16 protein-coding genes and 1 riboswitch are annotated in these 16,163 nt (G+C 44.0%); of the genes, 6 read left to right on the top strand and 10 right to left on the bottom strand.

The features are described 5' to 3' along the window. Nucleotides 1-24 precede the first annotated feature (24 nt). Nucleotides 25-1,215 (bottom strand): pyridoxal phosphate-dependent aminotransferase, encoded by a 1,191-nt coding sequence (locus JOJ89_RS07500; RefSeq protein WP_203290046.1) that lies wholly within the window; start codon nt 1,213-1,215, stop codon nt 25-27. A gap of 101 nt (nt 1,216-1,316) precedes the next feature. On the opposite strand from JOJ89_RS07500, the gene JOJ89_RS07495 reads away from it, so the two are divergent. The 3 genes from JOJ89_RS07495 to mtnA all read left to right on the top strand — a co-directional run bounded on the left by JOJ89_RS07495 (nt 1,317) and on the right by mtnA (nt 4,751). Continuing rightward, complete coding sequence (locus JOJ89_RS07495; RefSeq protein ID WP_203290045.1) at nt 1,317-2,105, top strand: carbon-nitrogen family hydrolase; 789 nt, start codon at nt 1,317-1,319, stop codon at nt 2,103-2,105. 98 nt (nt 2,106-2,203) lie between these two features. Further along, a riboswitch (SAM riboswitch) is annotated at nt 2,204-2,361 on the top strand. A gap of 131 nt (nt 2,362-2,492) precedes the next feature. Continuing rightward, nucleotides 2,493-3,677, top strand: a complete 1,185-nt coding sequence (gene mtnK / locus JOJ89_RS07490) for an S-methyl-5-thioribose kinase (protein ID WP_203290044.1) — start codon at nt 2,493-2,495, stop codon at nt 3,675-3,677. Nucleotides 3,678-3,689: 12 nt separating this feature from the next. Next, nucleotides 3,690-4,751, top strand: coding sequence for an S-methyl-5-thioribose-1-phosphate isomerase (gene mtnA, locus JOJ89_RS07485; protein WP_203290043.1), 1,062 nt, complete (start codon nt 3,690-3,692; stop codon nt 4,749-4,751). 12 nt (nt 4,752-4,763) lie between these two features. On the opposite strand, the gene JOJ89_RS07480 is transcribed toward mtnA, so the two are convergent. The 5 genes from JOJ89_RS07480 to JOJ89_RS07460 all read right to left on the bottom strand — a co-directional run bounded on the left by JOJ89_RS07480 (nt 4,764) and on the right by JOJ89_RS07460 (nt 10,165). Then, entirely contained in the window at nt 4,764-5,237 is a 474-nt protein-coding gene (locus JOJ89_RS07480; RefSeq protein WP_203290042.1) for a GNAT family N-acetyltransferase, read from the bottom strand. Nucleotides 5,238-5,247: 10 nt separating this feature from the next. Next, nucleotides 5,248-5,829, bottom strand: coding sequence for a DUF2087 domain-containing protein (locus JOJ89_RS07475; RefSeq protein ID WP_029281783.1), 582 nt, complete (start codon nt 5,827-5,829; stop codon nt 5,248-5,250). 547 nt (nt 5,830-6,376) lie between these two features. After that, nucleotides 6,377-7,207: a tryptophan 2,3-dioxygenase gene (kynA, locus tag JOJ89_RS07470; protein WP_029565434.1), complete on the bottom strand. Its 831-nt coding sequence runs from the start codon at nt 7,205-7,207 to the stop codon at nt 6,377-6,379. Nucleotides 7,208-7,468: 261 nt separating this feature from the next. Continuing rightward, entirely contained in the window at nt 7,469-7,963 is a 495-nt protein-coding gene (locus JOJ89_RS07465) for a methylated-DNA--[protein]-cysteine S-methyltransferase (RefSeq protein WP_029281787.1), read from the bottom strand. Nucleotides 7,964-7,975: 12 nt separating this feature from the next. Next, nucleotides 7,976-10,165 (bottom strand): PAS domain-containing sensor histidine kinase, encoded by a 2,190-nt coding sequence (locus JOJ89_RS07460; RefSeq protein ID WP_029281789.1) that lies wholly within the window; start codon nt 10,163-10,165, stop codon nt 7,976-7,978. 295 nt (nt 10,166-10,460) lie between these two features. Here JOJ89_RS07460 and JOJ89_RS07455 point away from each other — a divergent pair, with 295 nt between their 5' ends. Both JOJ89_RS07455 and JOJ89_RS07450 read left to right on the top strand, forming a co-directional pair. Beyond that, nucleotides 10,461-11,507 carry an acyltransferase family protein gene (locus tag JOJ89_RS07455; RefSeq protein WP_051865119.1) on the top strand — a complete coding sequence of 349 codons (1,047 nt, stop codon included), beginning with the start codon at nt 10,461-10,463 and terminating at the stop codon, nt 11,505-11,507. Between the two features lie 116 nt (nt 11,508-11,623). Continuing rightward, nucleotides 11,624-13,390, top strand: a complete 1,767-nt coding sequence (locus JOJ89_RS07450; protein WP_203290041.1) for a B12-binding domain-containing radical SAM protein — start codon at nt 11,624-11,626, stop codon at nt 13,388-13,390. Between the two features lie 39 nt (nt 13,391-13,429). Here JOJ89_RS07450 and JOJ89_RS07445 read toward each other — a convergent pair whose 3' ends face one another. The 3 genes from JOJ89_RS07445 to JOJ89_RS07435 form a co-directional block, all read right to left on the bottom strand. Beyond that, complete coding sequence (locus JOJ89_RS07445; protein ID WP_168713758.1) at nt 13,430-13,585, bottom strand: hypothetical protein; 156 nt, start codon at nt 13,583-13,585, stop codon at nt 13,430-13,432. Then, nucleotides 13,582-13,758, bottom strand: a complete 177-nt coding sequence (locus JOJ89_RS07440; RefSeq protein ID WP_029281795.1) for a hypothetical protein — start codon at nt 13,756-13,758, stop codon at nt 13,582-13,584. Before JOJ89_RS07440 ends, JOJ89_RS07445 begins: the two co-directional genes overlap by 4 nt. Before the next feature lie 87 nt (nt 13,759-13,845). After that, nucleotides 13,846-13,983 (bottom strand): hypothetical protein, encoded by a 138-nt coding sequence (locus JOJ89_RS07435; RefSeq protein ID WP_168713757.1) that lies wholly within the window; start codon nt 13,981-13,983, stop codon nt 13,846-13,848. A gap of 75 nt (nt 13,984-14,058) precedes the next feature. Between JOJ89_RS07435 and JOJ89_RS07430 the strand changes: the two genes are divergently transcribed. Continuing rightward, nucleotides 14,059-14,394, top strand: coding sequence for a DUF3905 domain-containing protein (locus tag JOJ89_RS07430; RefSeq protein ID WP_029281797.1), 336 nt, complete (start codon nt 14,059-14,061; stop codon nt 14,392-14,394). Between the two features lie 50 nt (nt 14,395-14,444). Here the strand turns inward: JOJ89_RS07430 and JOJ89_RS07425 are convergent, their stop codons facing one another. Next, nucleotides 14,445-16,007 (bottom strand): bifunctional metallophosphatase/5'-nucleotidase, encoded by a 1,563-nt coding sequence (locus JOJ89_RS07425; RefSeq protein WP_203290040.1) that lies wholly within the window; start codon nt 16,005-16,007, stop codon nt 14,445-14,447. Between the last annotated feature and the right edge of the window lie 156 nt (nt 16,008-16,163).

The following is a 16,163-nucleotide window of genomic DNA, read 5'->3' as shown; positions in this document are numbered from 1 at the left end:
ATTTGGATTATGACAGCTTTTCCCTCAGCTGTCAACTGACTGTGAAAAGAGATTTAAAGATTTTATTCTTTCAGCTGCTTCTCTCAATCTCTCTTCAGAGGTTAAAAGTCCCGCACGGACATACCCCTCACCGAACGTCCCGAATCCAATGCCCGGCGCCACGCAAACATGAGCGTGTTCCAGCAGATAGTCAGCGAATGATTCCGATGTGAATCCCCCGGGTACAGGCAGCCAAGCAAAGAATGATCCCGGAGGAGCCTCCACTTTCCAGCCGGTGCCGTTCAGTGCGTCTATAAACGCCGCACGCCTGCTTTCATAGCGTGCGACAAGCTCGCTGACGCAATCCTGCGGGGCAAGAAGAGCAGCAGCTGCTGCTTCCTGTATTCCGCTGAACACACTGACAAACATGTGATCCTGGAAAAGATTAATCGACTCTATGACGCTTTTATTGCCGACTGCAAACCCGATCCTCCACCCTGCCATATTATACGTCTTAGACAGCGTATAAATTTCAATTCCAGTCTCTTTTGCTCCCTCGGATTCAAGAAAGCTGACCGGCTTTTTGCCGTCAAAGCCAATTGCTCCATAGGCAAAATCATGCACGACGCAAATGTCATTTTCTTCAGCAAACGCAACCGTGTCATCGAAAAAGCTCCGGCTTGCAACTGCCCCTGTAGGGTTGTTCGGATAGTTTAAAAACATGAGCTTAGCATCCGCCTTCGCTTTTTCAGAGAGCTTGGAATAGTCAGGCAAAAACTCATTTTCCTTCAAAAGAGGCATATATTCCATACGGGCCCTCGCAAGCTCTACGCCTGACCAATAATCGGGATAGCCCGGGTCGGGAACAAGAACCGTCTCACCGGGATTAAGGAGACACTGCGGAATTTCGACAAGACCTGCCTTTCCCCCAAATAGAATCGCCACTTCTGTGTCAGGATCCAGTGTAACGCCATATTCCCTTTGATAAAATTCTGTTATCGCCGTTTTCAAAAAACGCTGTCCTCTGAACGGGGAATATTTGTGATAGTCCGGTTTGCCTGCTGCTTCCTGCAGGGCTTTTACAATATGAGGCGGCGTCGGCTGATCCGGATTCCCCTGGCCAAGATTAATGACATCATGTCCGGCCTCAATACTTGTGTTAACTTTTGCAACGAGACCTGCAAAAAATTGTTTTGGAAGATTATTTAATAGCGCTGATTGCTCGAACTTTTTCATCTTTGCACCTTCTTATGAAAATTCTTGAAATTCTAGTGAAAAATCATATATTGTTATAGTCAGCTTGTAAAGGAAAATATTTTTTAGCGGAGATGACGCATATGAAACTTAAAATCGCCTGCCTTCAGACAGACATTGCTTTCGGAAAACCGGACGAAAACATTGCAGCAGTGGAAGAAAAGATGAAATCCATCATGCTTAGCGACAAACCTGATGTGATTGTACTGCCGGAGTTATGGACGACCGGATATGACCTGACACGTCTTGATGTGCTCGCAGATGATGAAGGAAAACGCACCCCCTCTCTGATGAGCGGACTTTCAAAAAACTGCTCGGTTAATATCATAGCAGGGTCTGTGGCTAAAAGGACAGAGGCAGGGGTAACGAACACCATGTACGTGTTTGACAGACAGGGTGAACTCTTGCACGAATACAGCAAATTGCACCTTTTCAAACTGATGGATGAACACTTATATCTAAATGGCGGCACAGAAAAAGGGCTTTTTAAGCTTGAAGGAATTCAAAGTGCCGGAGTCATTTGCTATGACATTCGTTTTCCAGAATGGATCCGCGCTCATACCGTTAATGGAGCTGAGATCCTGTTCGTTGTCGCAGAGTGGCCGCTTCCGAGACTTCATCACTGGAAAACCATGCTGATCAGCCGCGCGATTGAAAATCAGTGCTATGTTGTGGCGTGCAACAGGTCCGGTGCTGATCCGAAAAATGTATTTGCCGGCCATTCCATGATCATTGATCCATGGGGAGAAATTCTTGCTGAAGCAGGGACAGAGGAAGCCGTTCTTACAGCAGAAATCGACCTGGAAAAGGTAAAAGAAATCCGAAAGCAAATTCCCGTTTTTGAAGACAGACTTCCGCATTTTTATTTGTAACTTTCTAAAAAAAAGCATTGACATTTTTCTTTAAAACCTGTTAACATTCAGAACAAGTGATCAATTGTGAATTATTTGAAAACAAAACCTAATATAATCTCTTATCAAGAGCAGGCGGAGGGATTTGGCCCTATGATGCCCAGCAACCGACCGTAATACCATTGCGAAATGGGGCGCAGCTTTTTGCGCCGGAAGACTTCTTCCACAAGGCACGGTGCTAATTCCAGCAGAAAGACATCTTTCTGGCAGATAAGAGGTGCGAAGCCTGCGCCTTCAAGCCTCTTTCCCTGTGAAAGAGGCTTTTTTACATGTACATAGTCTCTTTCTCAGACGACATGTTCTTGCTGCTGGCAGTAAAAGTCCATATGAAACCGGAGGAAGAATTCCATGTCAAACTATCAATCTTATGAACCATTAACAGAAAGCGCTGCCGTCACACTTGCCCTCAGGCTCGGATTATTTGAGGAAAAAAGCGTGCTTTCCTGCACGGAAATAGGAGACGGCAACTTAAATCTCGTTTTCCGCATTACCGATCAAACAAATAAAGGCCTGATCATTAAACAGGCTCTTCCATATGCAAAGGTTATTGGCGAGAGCTGGCCGCTTACGCTTGACCGCGCAAGAATTGAAAGCAGCGCCATGCTCAAGCAGTCTGAAACGGCAGGAGAATACGTGCCGAAGATTTATTACTCAGATGAAACACTTGCCATTACAGCCATGGAGGACCTATCCCATCTTCAGATTGCACGCGCCGGTTTGATCGGAGGCAAAGAATTCCCACTTCTTGGGCGCCACATTGGTGAATTTCTCGGAAAAACCCTTTTCTACAGCTCGGATTTCGCTTTAAATCCGCAGACAAAAAAGCATCTGGTAAAGCAGTTTTCAAACCCTGAGCTCTGTAAAATAACGGAAGATTTCGTTTTTACAGATCCCTTTTTTGATGTGGAATCAAACAGTTTTGAAGATGAACTGAGACCTGCAGCAGAAGCCATTTGGAACGACACGGAACTGAAGCTTGAAGTTGCCAAGCTGAAGCATAAATTTTTAACAGAAGCCGAGACTCTTGTTCACGGAGATCTTCATACGGGCAGTATTTTTGCAGATGATGAAACGACAAAAGTCATCGATCCGGAATTTGCTTACTATGGTCCAATTGGTTTTGACTACGGGCATTTCACGGCAAATTTATTAATGAATGCCATTTCACGCGAGGAAGCAAAACAGCAGGTCCTCCTGGATCATATTGAAACGGCGTGGACTGTATTTGCCGAGGAGTTTTCTAAAGCATGGGAGAAAGACGGCCTTGAAGTTTACACAGGAATCGACGGCTATCTTTCCTTCATCCTGGAAAAAACATTTGAAGATGCGGTTGGCTTTGCAGGTGTGGAAATCATCAGAAGGACCATAGGGCTGGCGCACGTTGCAGACCTTGATTTAATAGAGCCGCATGACAGAAAGATTGAAGCTAAAATCCGCGCGCTCGAACTCGGAAAGAAACTTGTCAAGCACCGCAGCAGCATCAAAACACCTGCACAAATTGCAGACTATTTCAAACAAGTACCTGTCAGATAAGGAGCATTCACCATGACATACCAGCAATCGATCATACCCCGTTCTGTCGAATGGAAAGAATCCTATATCCGCCTTCTTGATCAGCAGAAACTGCCTGCTGCGACGGAATATCTTCACCTCGAAACGGTTGAGGATGTGTGGGATGCCATTAAAACCCTTAAAGTGCGCGGAGCCCCTGCAATCGGCATTGCAGCTGCTTTCGGGCTCGCGCTCGCGGCAAAAAACTATGAAACAGATGATATTTCGAAATTTCAAAAATGGCTTTCCCGCGATCATGATTATCTTGCCAGTTCAAGGCCGACTGCCGTCAACCTTTTCTGGGCTCTCAGCCGCTTGAAAAACAGTGTGCAGCATGCCATATCTGCAGAAGAAGCAAAAACAGTTCTGCTGCATGAAGCGATACAAATACAGGTTGAAGATGAAGAAACGTGCAGGAAAATCGGCGAGCATGCTCTGCCTCTTTTTAATGAAGGCGACGCTGTTATGACCATATGCAATGCAGGCTCTATTGCCACAGCAAGATACGGAACGGCTCTCTCGCCTTTTTACCTGGCAAAAGAAAAAGGCATCCCTTTGCGTGTATACGCCTGTGAAACACGTCCTGTGCTGCAGGGATCAAGGCTGACAGCATGGGAGCTTATGGAGGCAGGCGTTGATGTAACGCTGATTACAGACAGTATGGCTGCGCATACGATCCGCACAAAACAGATCTCAGCCATCATTGTCGGTGCTGACCGGATTGCTGCAAATGGAGATACAGCCAATAAAATCGGCACCTACGGCCTTGCCCTTCTTGCACATGCTTTCCAGATTCCGTTCTATGTAGCTGCACCTCTTTCGACCTTTGATCCTGCAACAGGCAGCGGAGCAGACATTCCAATAGAAGAGCGTGATGCTGCAGAAATCACTCACATAGCGGGCTGCCGCGTTGCACCTGAAGGAGTGCAGGTATTTAATCCCGCATTTGATGTAACGCCTCATGAACTAATAACCGGCATTATCACAGAGGAAGGCGTTTTATCCGGAGACTACCTGCTGGAAATAAAAAACCTCTTCCAACAAGCCAAAAAGTAGAGCCATCCGGCTCTACTTGATTTGTTTTGTGAAGTGGATGATGGGCTTGCCTTTGTGCACTCCCTCTTTAAAAGCAGAATACCCCATCTTGATCCAAAACTTCCTCCCCCGCTCATTTTCGGTCAGGACTCCAAGCCTCATTTCAGAGAACCCTTCATCCAGAAGCAGCTTTTCTGCTGTCTCATATGCTGCAGCGGCATACCCTTTTCCATGATAAGAACGGTGAAGAATAAACAAGCCAATCCATGGTTTTTTATCACTCGGATTAAGCGGGCAATATTCGAATATGCCTGCAGGAAAATCGCCGTCCATGATTAAAAATCGTTTGGCACTGACTGCTTTCCCTTCTTCCCTGTCTTCTGCTATGTCCTGCTTATTAAGCATTTCCCTGTCTTCAGAAATTAAGTTATACGCAGGATTTGAGTTCATGATACAGAGTTCTGCATCAAGGAGATGCTTGTCCTGCACCGGTACAAATGTCAGCATACAATGCCCCCTATTCAATCTTCGCCCAAAGCTCTTTAGGGTTCAGTTCATAGATGCTGTTCTCGCGGTACATCATATGATTCACTATAAATTCCCGCCTGATCGTCGCAAAATCTTCGTGGTATTTTTTTATGATGTCATTGATCTCTTTTTCCGGATATTTTCTTCCCGGCTCAAATTCTTTAGCCAAGTGATATAAAACAATAAGCCTTCTTTTCCGCTGCGGCGGAATGGTTTTTAATTTTCCATCTTTTGTTAAATAGTTCCCCAGAATTCTCGCATGTTCACCCGTTTTTTCCTGATTCATCTCAAGCTCCCCTTTTCCAGTGACAATTTCCATCATCCCAAGTGAAAGCTGCTGCAGCAGCTTTTCGTTCACCTGAAAATAGACGGTGTTTTTTACCCGTTTTTCAGTGACAACGCCTGTCTCCCTTAGTTTCGCTAAATGATGTGTGATGGTAGGCGGCGTCAAACCCAGTATTCCGGCCAGCGCCTGCCCGTTTTTAGGGCTTTTCGCCAAAAGAGCCAGAATGCGGATGCGTGTGGCATCTCCCATTACTTTGTGAAATGTGACAAGTTTGCTGAGCTGTATAGTTGTTCCCCTCCATCTAATTCGATTATTATCTAATTAGATGATAATCGAATTAGATATTTCTGTCAATCTCGGTTTTGAAAAACTGGCGCTTTGCCTGGGAGGGGGTAATTGCTGTTATGGGATGTTTGCAGCACAAACTCAGATTGTCGCGAATACGTTTTCGTTCTTAAGCGACTTTTACAACACTAACCCTGACTAGCACAGTGGTGAAAGTATTCTTAACTGTTGTTTACAACACGAACTCTGACTGGCACAGGGGCGAAAGTGTTCTTAAACAATGTTTGCAACACAAACTCTAATTCACAGCAAGAATAAAGTGTTCTTAAACGATGTTTGCAGCACAAACTCTGATCCGCAACAAGACGAAAGTGCTCTTAAACAATGTTTTCAGCACAAACTCTGATTCACAGCAAGAAAAAAGTGCTCTTAAACAATGTTTGCAGCACAAACTCTGCCCCCCAACAAAACAAAAGTGCTCTTAAAAGCTGCCCCCAGCACAACCACACAAAAAAAAGACCCAAGCATTCAGCTTGAGCCCATGTCATCATAATTTCGTCCGGATATCCCACAGTTCAGGAAAAAAACGGTGATCGAGTACTTTTTTTAAATAGGTGACGCCTGAAGATCCGCCTGTTCCTTTTTTGAATCCAATGATCCGTTCGACTGTTTTCATGTGGCGGAAACGCCATTGCTGAAGCCAGTCCTCAATATCGATCAATTTTTCAGCAAGCTCATACAAGTCCCAGTAGGTGCCGGGATTCCTGTATACTTCGAGCCAGGCTGCCTCTACTGAAGGATCGCCTTTATAGGTCAGAGAAAGATCCCTGCTCAGAATCTCATCTCTAATCGGAAGCCCTGCTTTAGCGAGTGCCTGAATTGAAACATCATAAATGCTTGGGCTGTTAAGGGCTTTTGACAGCTCGCTGTGCAGCCCTTCATCTTTTTTGTAAATTTCCAGAACATGCGTGGTTTTATAGCCGAGGGCAAATTCAATCAGTCTGTACTGATGGGACTGAAATCCTGAAGCCTGGCCAAGCTTGTCGCGGAACTGCACATATTCAGACGGCGTTAATGTAGAAAGCACGTCCCAGGATTCGATAATCTGTGACTGGATTTTTGAGACGCGGGCAAGCATTTTAAATGCCATCGACAGGTTTCCATCTTCGATTGCCTGTATGCTCGCCTGCAGCTCATGCAGAATCAGCTTCATCCATAATTCGCTGACTTGATGGATAATGATAAACAGCATTTCATCATGATGGCCAGATAATCGGTTCTGACTGCCAAGCAGCTGTCCGAGACTCAAATATTCCCCGTATGTCATCCGGCTGCTGAAATCGGTATGTATCCCTTTTTCGTCTTTTGGATCTTTCATGATTTTCCCCCCGCCCCAATTCTCCTCATGCAAAAGGAGTTCATCGCTTGAACTCCTTTTCACTTTATCTGTTCTTATCAGTTAAAATCAGCTTTTTCTGTTCTTCTGTCAGCACATGCATGGCAGTCAGGAGACTCGTATAAAATGCAAGTTTATTCGGCCTTTTCCACATTTTAAGCCCGCCCTTCCAATTTGCCCTTGAGCAACTTTTTTATCCTTATCAAATGATATGTCGCGAAGGCTAAAAAGTGACAAGCAAACCTACATTTTATATGGTATTTTTTCCAGGTCCAGCAGCACTTGCTTTAAATGAACATTCGCTCCTGCATACCCCGTCATTCGGCCGTTTGCTCCGATTACCCGGTGGCATGGCACAATGATGGGAAGATTATTTTTTCTGTTGGCCTGTCCGACTGCGCGGACAGCTTTTGGGTTGCCTGTCTTTACAGCGATGGCCTGATACGTGCAGGAAGTGCCATAAGGAATTTCAGTGAGCGCCTGCCACACCTTTTCCTGAAAGGCTGTTCCCTTTTGCTTCAGAGGCAGGCTGAAGTCTTTTCTGGTGCCTGCAAAATATTCATTCAGCTGCTTCTCTGCTTTATTGAGGAGCGGGTCTTCGCTGCTCTCCTGCACCTGATTTTTTTCCATGAAATCATGCAGGTGTTCTTCCATTAAAAAGAGATTCGTTATATACGTTCCGTCTGATGTTATGCGGAGAATTCCCATTGGCGTGCTGACTGATTTATATGCGTTCATGATGTCTTCCTTTCAGCATGATGTCTGATGAAGCGGCAGGCTGATATGAAAAGCTGTGCCTTTTCCGACTTCGCTTTCAACCTCCACTTTTCCGCAGTGCTCTTCGATGATTTTGTAGCTTACCATTAGGCCGAGTCCAGTTCCCCTGTCTTTCGTTGTATAAAAAGGTTCCCCGAGGCGCTTGATTTTGTCTTCAGGAATGCCTGACCCCTCGTCAATAATCGAAATATGAAGTTCATCTTCGTTTTTCAGGGATATATTGACCTGGATTGTACCGCCTGACGGCATAACCTCAATCGCATTTTTTAAAATATTGATAAAGACCTGCTTGAGCTGATTCGGCTCGCAGTATACATGAGGCACGCAGCCATTATGAAAAAGCTCGATCTGCACATTGACCAATATAGCCTGAGCGTTCAAAAGATCGATTGTTTCCTTCATTATGGTCACGACATCTTTTTCCTGATAGGAAATGGCCTGCGGCTTTGCGAGTATGAGAAATTCTGTAATGATGGATTCAATCCGGCTCAGTTCAGATGTAATCACGTTAAAATACATGGAAAAGTCTTCTTTCACATTCGCCTCAAGCAGCTGGATAAAACCCTTTAAAGCCGTCATCGGGTTTCGGATTTCGTGCGCAATCCCTGCTGCAAGCTCTCCGACAACGCTCAGCGTGTCAGATTTGCGGAGCCGTTCTTCAAGCTCCTTCTTCTCCGTAACGTCTCTGAAAATAGCCAGGTTCATGTTTTCGATAATATGCCGTTTTAATGAAAATTCAAGAATTTTTTCTTTGTTGTTCTGGAGTTTAAATGGAATTTCCTCTGTCATTTCGTCCATGAGATACATGGCGCTGCCTTCCATTTTATCATAGGAAATGAGCTCATGCAGATTGTACTTATGGATGTCCTCAAGAGGGATCTCGAGGATTTTTCCTGCTGCCTGATTGGCGTCAATAATGGTGTAATTGTCATCGATCAGTACAATGCCGTCCATTGCCCCGTTGAAAATTTTCCTGAATTTCTGTTCGCTTTCCCTTAATTCTTTTTCCATTTGCTTTCGGTCGCTAACGTTCCGGAGAATAGTCAGATGATGCCCGTCCGTTACATCCATTTTAGATGTGAATTCCAGCTGCTTGCACTGGCCGTTCGGCATATAAAACAAGAGCTCCTCGCGAATAGCTCCTGATTTTACATATTCTTTTTTGACTGTCCTGAATTTGGATTCACTGAGATCCATAAAATCAAAAATGCTGCTGCTGATCAGGTTTTCCATTGAAAGCTCAAACGTTCTGCAGGCTGACTGATTGGCGCTGATGATCCGCCCGTCATTGTTCCAGATAATAATGGCATCTATTGCATTTTCAAATATTTCCCTGAAACGTTCCTCGCTTTTGAACAGTTTCATTTCCATATTCCGCTTTTCCGTGATATCCCTCATAATGGCCATGTTGAACCCGCTGAGCACATTGGAGGTGGATGTAAATTCAAATACTTTTCTGCGCCCTGACAAAAGCGTCACAGGCATTTCACCTTTTGCCCTGCCTCCTTCATTTAAAATAGACCAGAGCTTATCAAGTTTAAACTGATTCTGGTGCTCAACAAAATCCTCTAGCTTAAATGAGCCCAGGCTGTTTTTATCTATTTCAAAATTCAGACAAAACGAGCCGTTCGCATCAATAAACTGGCCGCTCCCGTCAAATATGACGATGCCGTCTACCGCCCTGTGAAACAGATCTTTAAAGAGCTGTTCGTTGATCGTCCGTTCCCGCTCAAGCATTTTGTTGGAGGATATATCCCTCATAAGAGCAAGATGCCGGGTTCCGAGTGCATTTTTCTTAATGGACAGTTCAATAAATTTCACCTGGCCGTTGTCAAGCTTGATAATCAGTTCATCTTCTATTTGATCCCTGTCACGAAGCTCGTCCACTTGATTCAGCAGCTGCTGGTGGGGAACAAGTGAAAGAAAATCACACATCTTTCTTTTGCTCATTTCCTGCTTATCCAGCTGAAAAAGATGACAGGCAGATTTGTTGCAATCTATAAAATGAAACGATTCATCAAGGATGATGATCGCTTCCATCGCACTTTCAATAATCAATTCCTGCTGACGGCTCTCTTCTGCAAGCCGCTTATTTTCTTCTTTCAATATCGTGATCTGCTCCTGCAATGACGTCACTTCACATTCATTCATTACTTTGCTCATGCATCATTCCGCTCCTTGCCGACGGGCAAATTTTCATCTCCCCTGTAATTCTACAGAATACTGAATAGTCCTTCACCGTTTTACCTGATTTGACAATTTTATTGCTAAGGACCTATGCAAAAAGGAGGAATCATGGAAGAATGCAAAAATTTGTTCTTTTTACATGCACCTTACAACTTCTTTACAATCCCTTTAAAAACAGCTATATTGCTATTTGGCTGTTTTAAACTCTTTTAAGAAAGGGTACAAAGGGTAGTAATATCCCTTATGGGAAAACTAACTGCAGGAGCCTTTAATGACTTCTGTGAAAATGGGTGATACTGTGAAAAATCGTGAAAGCTATTTCGATAATGCGAAATTTATTCTGATCATTCTTGTTGTGTTTGGTCATGTTATTCGCTCATTTATTGATGATAACGAGTTTATGCTGAATGTTTATAAATTTGTGTACACCTTTCATATGCCTGCCTTTATCTTAATATCAGGCTTCTTTGCAAAAGGGTACAATAAAAAAGGCTATGTTCAGAAAATCTTTAAAAAACTGATTATCCCGTATTTGATTTTCCAGGGAATTTACTCTGTCTATTACTTCCTTGTTGAATCCGAAAGCGCTCTTGCCGTCAATCCGCTCGATCCGCACTGGTCGCTTTGGTTCCTGATGAGCTTGTTTTTCTGGAATCTCTTCCTGTTCGCCTATACGAAGCTTGATAAGAGAGCAGCCATTCTTGTCGCCATCGCGCTTGGAGTAGGAATTGGCTATGTCGATTCAGCAAGCAATTACTTGAGTGTGTCAAGAACGTTTGTCTTCTTCCCGCTGTTTTTAGTCGGGTTCTATCTTGATAAATCACACTTCAAACGACTGACTGGAGTAAAAGTGCGCCTCGCATCAATTTCCATGCTGATGGCAGTTTTCGCCGCCTATTTCTTTATGGATTTTGACTACGAGTGGCTGTTTGGTTCAAAACCATACTCCCAGTTTGGCGGAGTCGGCATTGAAGACGGGCTGATCCGTCTCGGGTTTTACACACTGACATTTGTCCTTACATTCAGTTTTCTTTCCCTGATTCCTAAAAGCCGCTTTTTCTTTACACATTGGGGAACACGGACATTTTACGTTTACCTGCTGCACGGATTCATTGTCAGATCCTTCAGAAACAGCGAGGCTCTCGAATGGCTTAAAGATTATCAGAGCGTCACACTGATTGTTCTTCTGTCCGTTCTTCTGACGTTCATCTTGTCTACAAATGCTGTTAAAACTGTTACACAGCCGATTATTGAGCTGAAAGCAACAAATCTGCGCAAATTCTTCAAAAACAGAGAAGAAAAGGTGCAGTACCGCTAATAATAGGACCCGCTGCTTGTGCAGCGGGTTTTTCCATGTTTTTAGGTCGCTTTATTATGGATAAAATGTGATAGAATAGATAGGATTAAAAATTATGTTAGAAGTGGTGTTAATAAATGAACGTTGTACTGAGTACGCTGAACGCAAAATACATCCACACAAGTCTTGCCCTGCGCTGCCTGAAAGCACATGCTCAGCCTGACTTTGATGTGGCCATTGCTGAATATACAATTAAAGATCCGGCGATGAATGTCGTGACCGATCTGTTTCGCATGAAACCTGATGTTGTTGGTTTCAGCTGCTATATTTGGAATATCGAAGAAACCATTAAAATCATGAAAATGATGAAAAAAATCGATCCTTCCCTCATCATCGTGCTCGGCGGTCCCGAGGTGACGTATGACACAAGAGAATGGATGGAATCCATACCCGAAGCGGATTATATTGTCATCGGCGAAGGTGAAGAGACGTTCAAGCAATTTTTGACTGCTCTTCAATCAGACAAAAATATGAAGAATGTCTCTGGAATTGCCTACAGAAATCATGGCGAGGTCCTGATCAATCCTCAGCGGAATAAAATCAATCTGGCTGAACTTGCTTCTCCTTTTCGTTTTGAAGAGGACATTCCACACCTTTCAAAGCGGGTTACCTATATCGAAACAAGCAGAGGCTGTCCGTTCAGCTGCCAGTTCTGTCTGTCTTCCATCGAGGTAGGCGTCCGTTATTTTGACCGTGAAAAAGTGAAAGATGACATCCGCTACCTGATGCAAAACGGCGCTAAAACCATAAAGTTCGTTGACAGGACGTTCAACATCAGCAGAAGCTATGCGATGGAGATGTTTCAGTTTCTTATTGATGAGCATATGCCGGGAACGGTTTTTCAATTTGAAATAACCGCCGACATTATGCGGCCTGAAGTCATTCAGTTTCTAAATGACAATGCCCCAAAAGGACTTTTCCGTTTTGAGATCGGCGTGCAGTCCACAAATGATGCGACAAATGATCTTGTGATGAGACGCCAGAATTTCAGCAAGCTTACGAGGACAGTCACAATGGTTAAAGAAGGCGGAAAGATTGACCAGCATCTTGATTTAATTGCCGGACTTCCTGAGGAGGATTATACATCCTTTAAAAAGACATTTAATGATGTATTTGAAATGCGTCCTGAGGAGCTGCAGCTCGGCTTCTTGAAAATGCTGCGCGGCACAGGGCTGCGGCTGCGCGCTGCCGACCATGACTATGTGTACATGGACCACTCGCCTTATGAAATCCTGAAAAATAATGTTCTTTCTTTTGAAGATATCGTGAAGATTAAACAAGTTGAAGATGTGCTTGAGAAGTACTGGAATGATCACAGGATGGATGCAACGGTCGAATTTCTGATCAAGAATGTGTTTGAGACCCCGTTTGATTTCTTCCAGCAATTCGGTACCTACTGGGACGAACAGGGATGGGTCCGAATCGGGCATCAGCTTGAAGACTTATTTAAACGTCTTTATGAGTTCCTGTCTGTCCTTCATAAAGAACAGGCTGACATGGCAGAAGGATTTATGAAATACGACTATCTGTCCTCTCAAAAACATAAACCGCGCAAGCCATGGTGGAACGACATGCTGACGAAGTCAGAGCGCAGCACGATTTATCAGGCGATTCTATCCCAGCCATCACTGCTTGGAAAAGAATTTGAGGAAAAAGCTTTCACTGAAAAAGATCTTTATAAGCATACGATTCTTGATAAGGTGCCGTTTGACATGGATGCATTTTTGAGAAACGGAGAAATGCTGCCCGGCGAGAGCATCCTGCTTGTTCATTATGATCCAGTTACACGGACGGCAAGCTCCTATGCTGTACAAGAAAACAAACTCCATAATAAAGTCAGCTGACATAACAAAGAAAAACCGCTCCCCTGAGCGGTTTTTCTTTTATTTGCATGTCTTCTTTTTGGATGATGCCGCCTCCAAAAACTTTGCTGAATTATAATCGCCCATTTCAGTGCCGAACTCTTCTTTCAGCAGATCAGGATCCATCTGCTTTTTATGCTGTCCGCTCTCTTTGCTTTTGTGTGTCTTCTTTGTCATGAGAATGACCCTCCTGACCGTCCCTTGCTGCCGTTTTTACTGTTGCGGTTTGCACCCTTGGCAGGATTCTCGCTGCTGTATACCGCCTCTGCAGCAAATTCAGTATCGGCCATGCTTTCTTTCGGTGTTGTATTATTTTTCACTGCCTGATTTCTTGCGGCTTTTCTTTTCATCTTCATACCCCCCTGAAAGTCTGTGAGAAGCACCTCACTGTTTATAGTGTTAGGCGAATCCGAATCCTTCATTAGAGGGAAAACGAGTCAGTTTTGCTGTTTATTGTGTTTGTAGGCAATAAGTACAATCTCTTCGCCTGTTTGTTCTCTCAGTTCATTTTCCATCTTTTTCACTTTTTCAAGAAACTGATCCTGAAGAGCTGCAACCGGAAATTCCTTGTTCATATCCTTTTCCTCCTTGTAGATGTCTCTTTCATAGCCTGCCAAAAAGCAGACAATACTACTACAGAGGTGATGAATATGAGTGAAAAAGATGAATTTGCGATGGATGAAACAATGCCTCACCAGGCAAGTGCCCCGTCCTTTAAAGGAACAGGCATAACCATGAAAAAACCCTTTATCAATGAATACGGCGTTTTAATCGGGGACAGTTTTTATGATTCCAAACAGTCTCCCTTAAATCAGTGGAGCGATGATGTCGATCCTTCCATCATGGCGGGCGATCAATGGGTCCATCCTACTAACGACATCGGCTGGAACACACCTGAAAACCGTGAGCTTTTAGAAAGCAAAAAAAAGCCTGATGGCTTTCCGTTTTCTCATCCTGATAAAGATGCAGGGTATGGACAGGATTAGAAATAAGCCCTTTTTCCCCAAAGGTGCAGCCATTGGGGAAAGAGCGGCTTTTATTTGTCAAAACTTTTAACCAAATAGTGAGACAGTATATCTGAAAGTTCCGGTCCTTTTTGAATGATTACTCCTGATTTAAATGCTTCGAAGCCATCTCCTCCTGATGCAAGATAATTGCTTGCGGCCGCACGATACATTTTTTTCTCTTCAATTACTTCACCATCTTCTGTCTTTAATTCTTTTATCCTCTCTCCCTTTGGCGCACTCCGGTCGATCTCAAAGGTCAATCCTTTTATTTGAAGCAAGTTCTCTGCTTTTAAACTCCACTGCTGTTCAAGAACCTCTTTTATTTGTTTCCCGGATAAAGAAACTTCTGCAGCGTAATGATTAAAAGGGAGAGCGGCAATAAGGTGCTGTTTTGTCACAGGCCCTCTCTTCAGGCTTTCCCTGATGCCGCCATGATGGACGAAAGCAATATCGGTATTCATTTCTTTCATCATGGATTCAGCCAGGAGTGCGGCAAGAGGTGACTGGCCCTGATGATTCTTTTTTCTTGTTAAATCGCGGGGAAGACTCCCAATTTCCTTGCTGTATTCTGCTCCCACCTTCTTCTTGTATTTATCAATAAGCTTGAGAGCACCTTCATCGGGTACAGCCTGACTATGGTCGGTCAGGATAATTTGCGCTTCTTTCTGGATGATTTCCTTCTGGCTGCGGTCAATAAGAAGCGTTACATCAGAAAAGGCTTTCCCGTAAGAATAGCTCTGTACAATCAGCTTGTTTCCGATTCTGGTATTTGCACGCTTATGGCTGTGAGCCCCGAATATGACATCTACTTCATCGGTGATTTTCGGAGCCATCTCGACAAGTTCTTCTCCAGCACGTTCACCGTTTTGATCTGAAGCTGCGGCTGCATGCGCCAAAACGACGATTGATTCTACTCCGAGTTTTTTCAGTTGTGAAGCTGCCTGATTGATTGCCTCAGACTCATCAGTAATTTCAATCTGCTCCCGGTTTTCAGGAAGCAGAAATTGATTGGTTTCTTTCGTTACCACACCGATTATGCCTATCTGTACGCCGTCCATTTCTTTTATTGTATATGCTGGAAAAATCGGTTTTCCTGTCTCTTTATCAATCACATTGGCTGAAACATAATCAAAATCGGCACCTTTGAAGTATCCTGTACTTCTGTGATACCCTCCGTTTATCAGCCTTTTAAGCTCTCCGATTCCTCTGTCAAATTCATGGTTTCCCGGTGTGCCGGCATCAAACTTAAGCTGATTCATAAACTCAACGGCCGGCTCATCCAGAAACAGGGATGACAGCGGCGGACTTCCTCCTGTCATATCACCCGCATGCAAGAGCAGCGAGTGCTCATGCAGCTCTCTCCGTTTGTTAATATGAGCAGCAAGATATTCGGCTCCGCCCACCTTTTTGCCTGATTGAACAGAATGAGTGTCCAGCTGACCATGAAAATCATTGATTCCAAGCAGATGGATTTCAGTGAGCTTGCTGTCATCTGTACCTGCGCGCCCTTGACTTTCTCCAAAAACAGATGCAAAAAATAAAAATAAAACTATCATGAATAAAATGCCTGCTGTTTTTACAGAATGCTTCATTGGCCTTCCCTCCCTCTGATGCTGCTTCTAACGTATCACGCCAGAATGAAGCCCATCTAAAGTCAAGGTAAAGGATTATTAAGAATTGTTAAGAAGCAGATAAAAGCTTTTACAGATGGTAAAGGTATCAAAAAAGAAGCTGCGCTGGCAGCTTCT

The sequence above is a fragment of the Metabacillus sp. cB07 genome, assembly GCF_016839225.1.
Taxonomy (GTDB): domain Bacteria; phylum Bacillota; class Bacilli; order Bacillales; family Bacillaceae; genus Bacillus_P; species Bacillus_P indicus.
This window is presented reverse-complemented; position numbering and strand designations above follow the sequence as displayed.

Bases quoted from the DNA above. Each gene is read 5' to 3' on its own strand.
- JOJ89_RS07500 (WP_203290046.1), bottom strand. From the start codon at position 1,215: ATGAAAAAGTTCGAGCAATCAGCGCTATTAAATAATCTTCCAAAACAA.
- JOJ89_RS07495 (WP_203290045.1), top strand. From the start codon at position 1,317: ATGAAACTTAAAATCGCCTGCCTTCAGACAGACATTGCTTTCGGAAAA.
- mtnK (WP_203290044.1), top strand. From the start codon at position 2,493: ATGTCAAACTATCAATCTTATGAACCATTAACAGAAAGCGCTGCCGTC.
- mtnA (WP_203290043.1), top strand. From the start codon at position 3,690: ATGACATACCAGCAATCGATCATACCCCGTTCTGTCGAATGGAAAGAA.
- JOJ89_RS07480 (WP_203290042.1), bottom strand. From the start codon at position 5,237: ATGCTGACATTTGTACCGGTGCAGGACAAGCATCTCCTTGATGCAGAA.
- kynA (WP_029565434.1), bottom strand. From the start codon at position 7,207: ATGAAAGATCCAAAAGACGAAAAAGGGATACATACCGATTTCAGCAGC.
- JOJ89_RS07465 (WP_029281787.1), bottom strand. From the start codon at position 7,963: ATGAACGCATATAAATCAGTCAGCACGCCAATGGGAATTCTCCGCATA.
- JOJ89_RS07460 (WP_029281789.1), bottom strand. From the start codon at position 10,165: ATGAGCAAAGTAATGAATGAATGTGAAGTGACGTCATTGCAGGAGCAG.
- JOJ89_RS07455 (WP_051865119.1), top strand. From the start codon at position 10,461: ATGACTTCTGTGAAAATGGGTGATACTGTGAAAAATCGTGAAAGCTAT.
- JOJ89_RS07450 (WP_203290041.1), top strand. From the start codon at position 11,624: ATGAACGTTGTACTGAGTACGCTGAACGCAAAATACATCCACACAAGT.
- JOJ89_RS07445 (WP_168713758.1), bottom strand. From the start codon at position 13,585: ATGACAAAGAAGACACACAAAAGCAAAGAGAGCGGACAGCATAAAAAG.
- JOJ89_RS07440 (WP_029281795.1), bottom strand. From the start codon at position 13,758: ATGAAAAGAAAAGCCGCAAGAAATCAGGCAGTGAAAAATAATACAACA.
- JOJ89_RS07435 (WP_168713757.1), bottom strand. From the start codon at position 13,983: ATGAACAAGGAATTTCCGGTTGCAGCTCTTCAGGATCAGTTTCTTGAA.
- JOJ89_RS07430 (WP_029281797.1), top strand. From the start codon at position 14,059: ATGAGTGAAAAAGATGAATTTGCGATGGATGAAACAATGCCTCACCAG.
- JOJ89_RS07425 (WP_203290040.1), bottom strand. From the start codon at position 16,007: ATGAAGCATTCTGTAAAAACAGCAGGCATTTTATTCATGATAGTTTTA.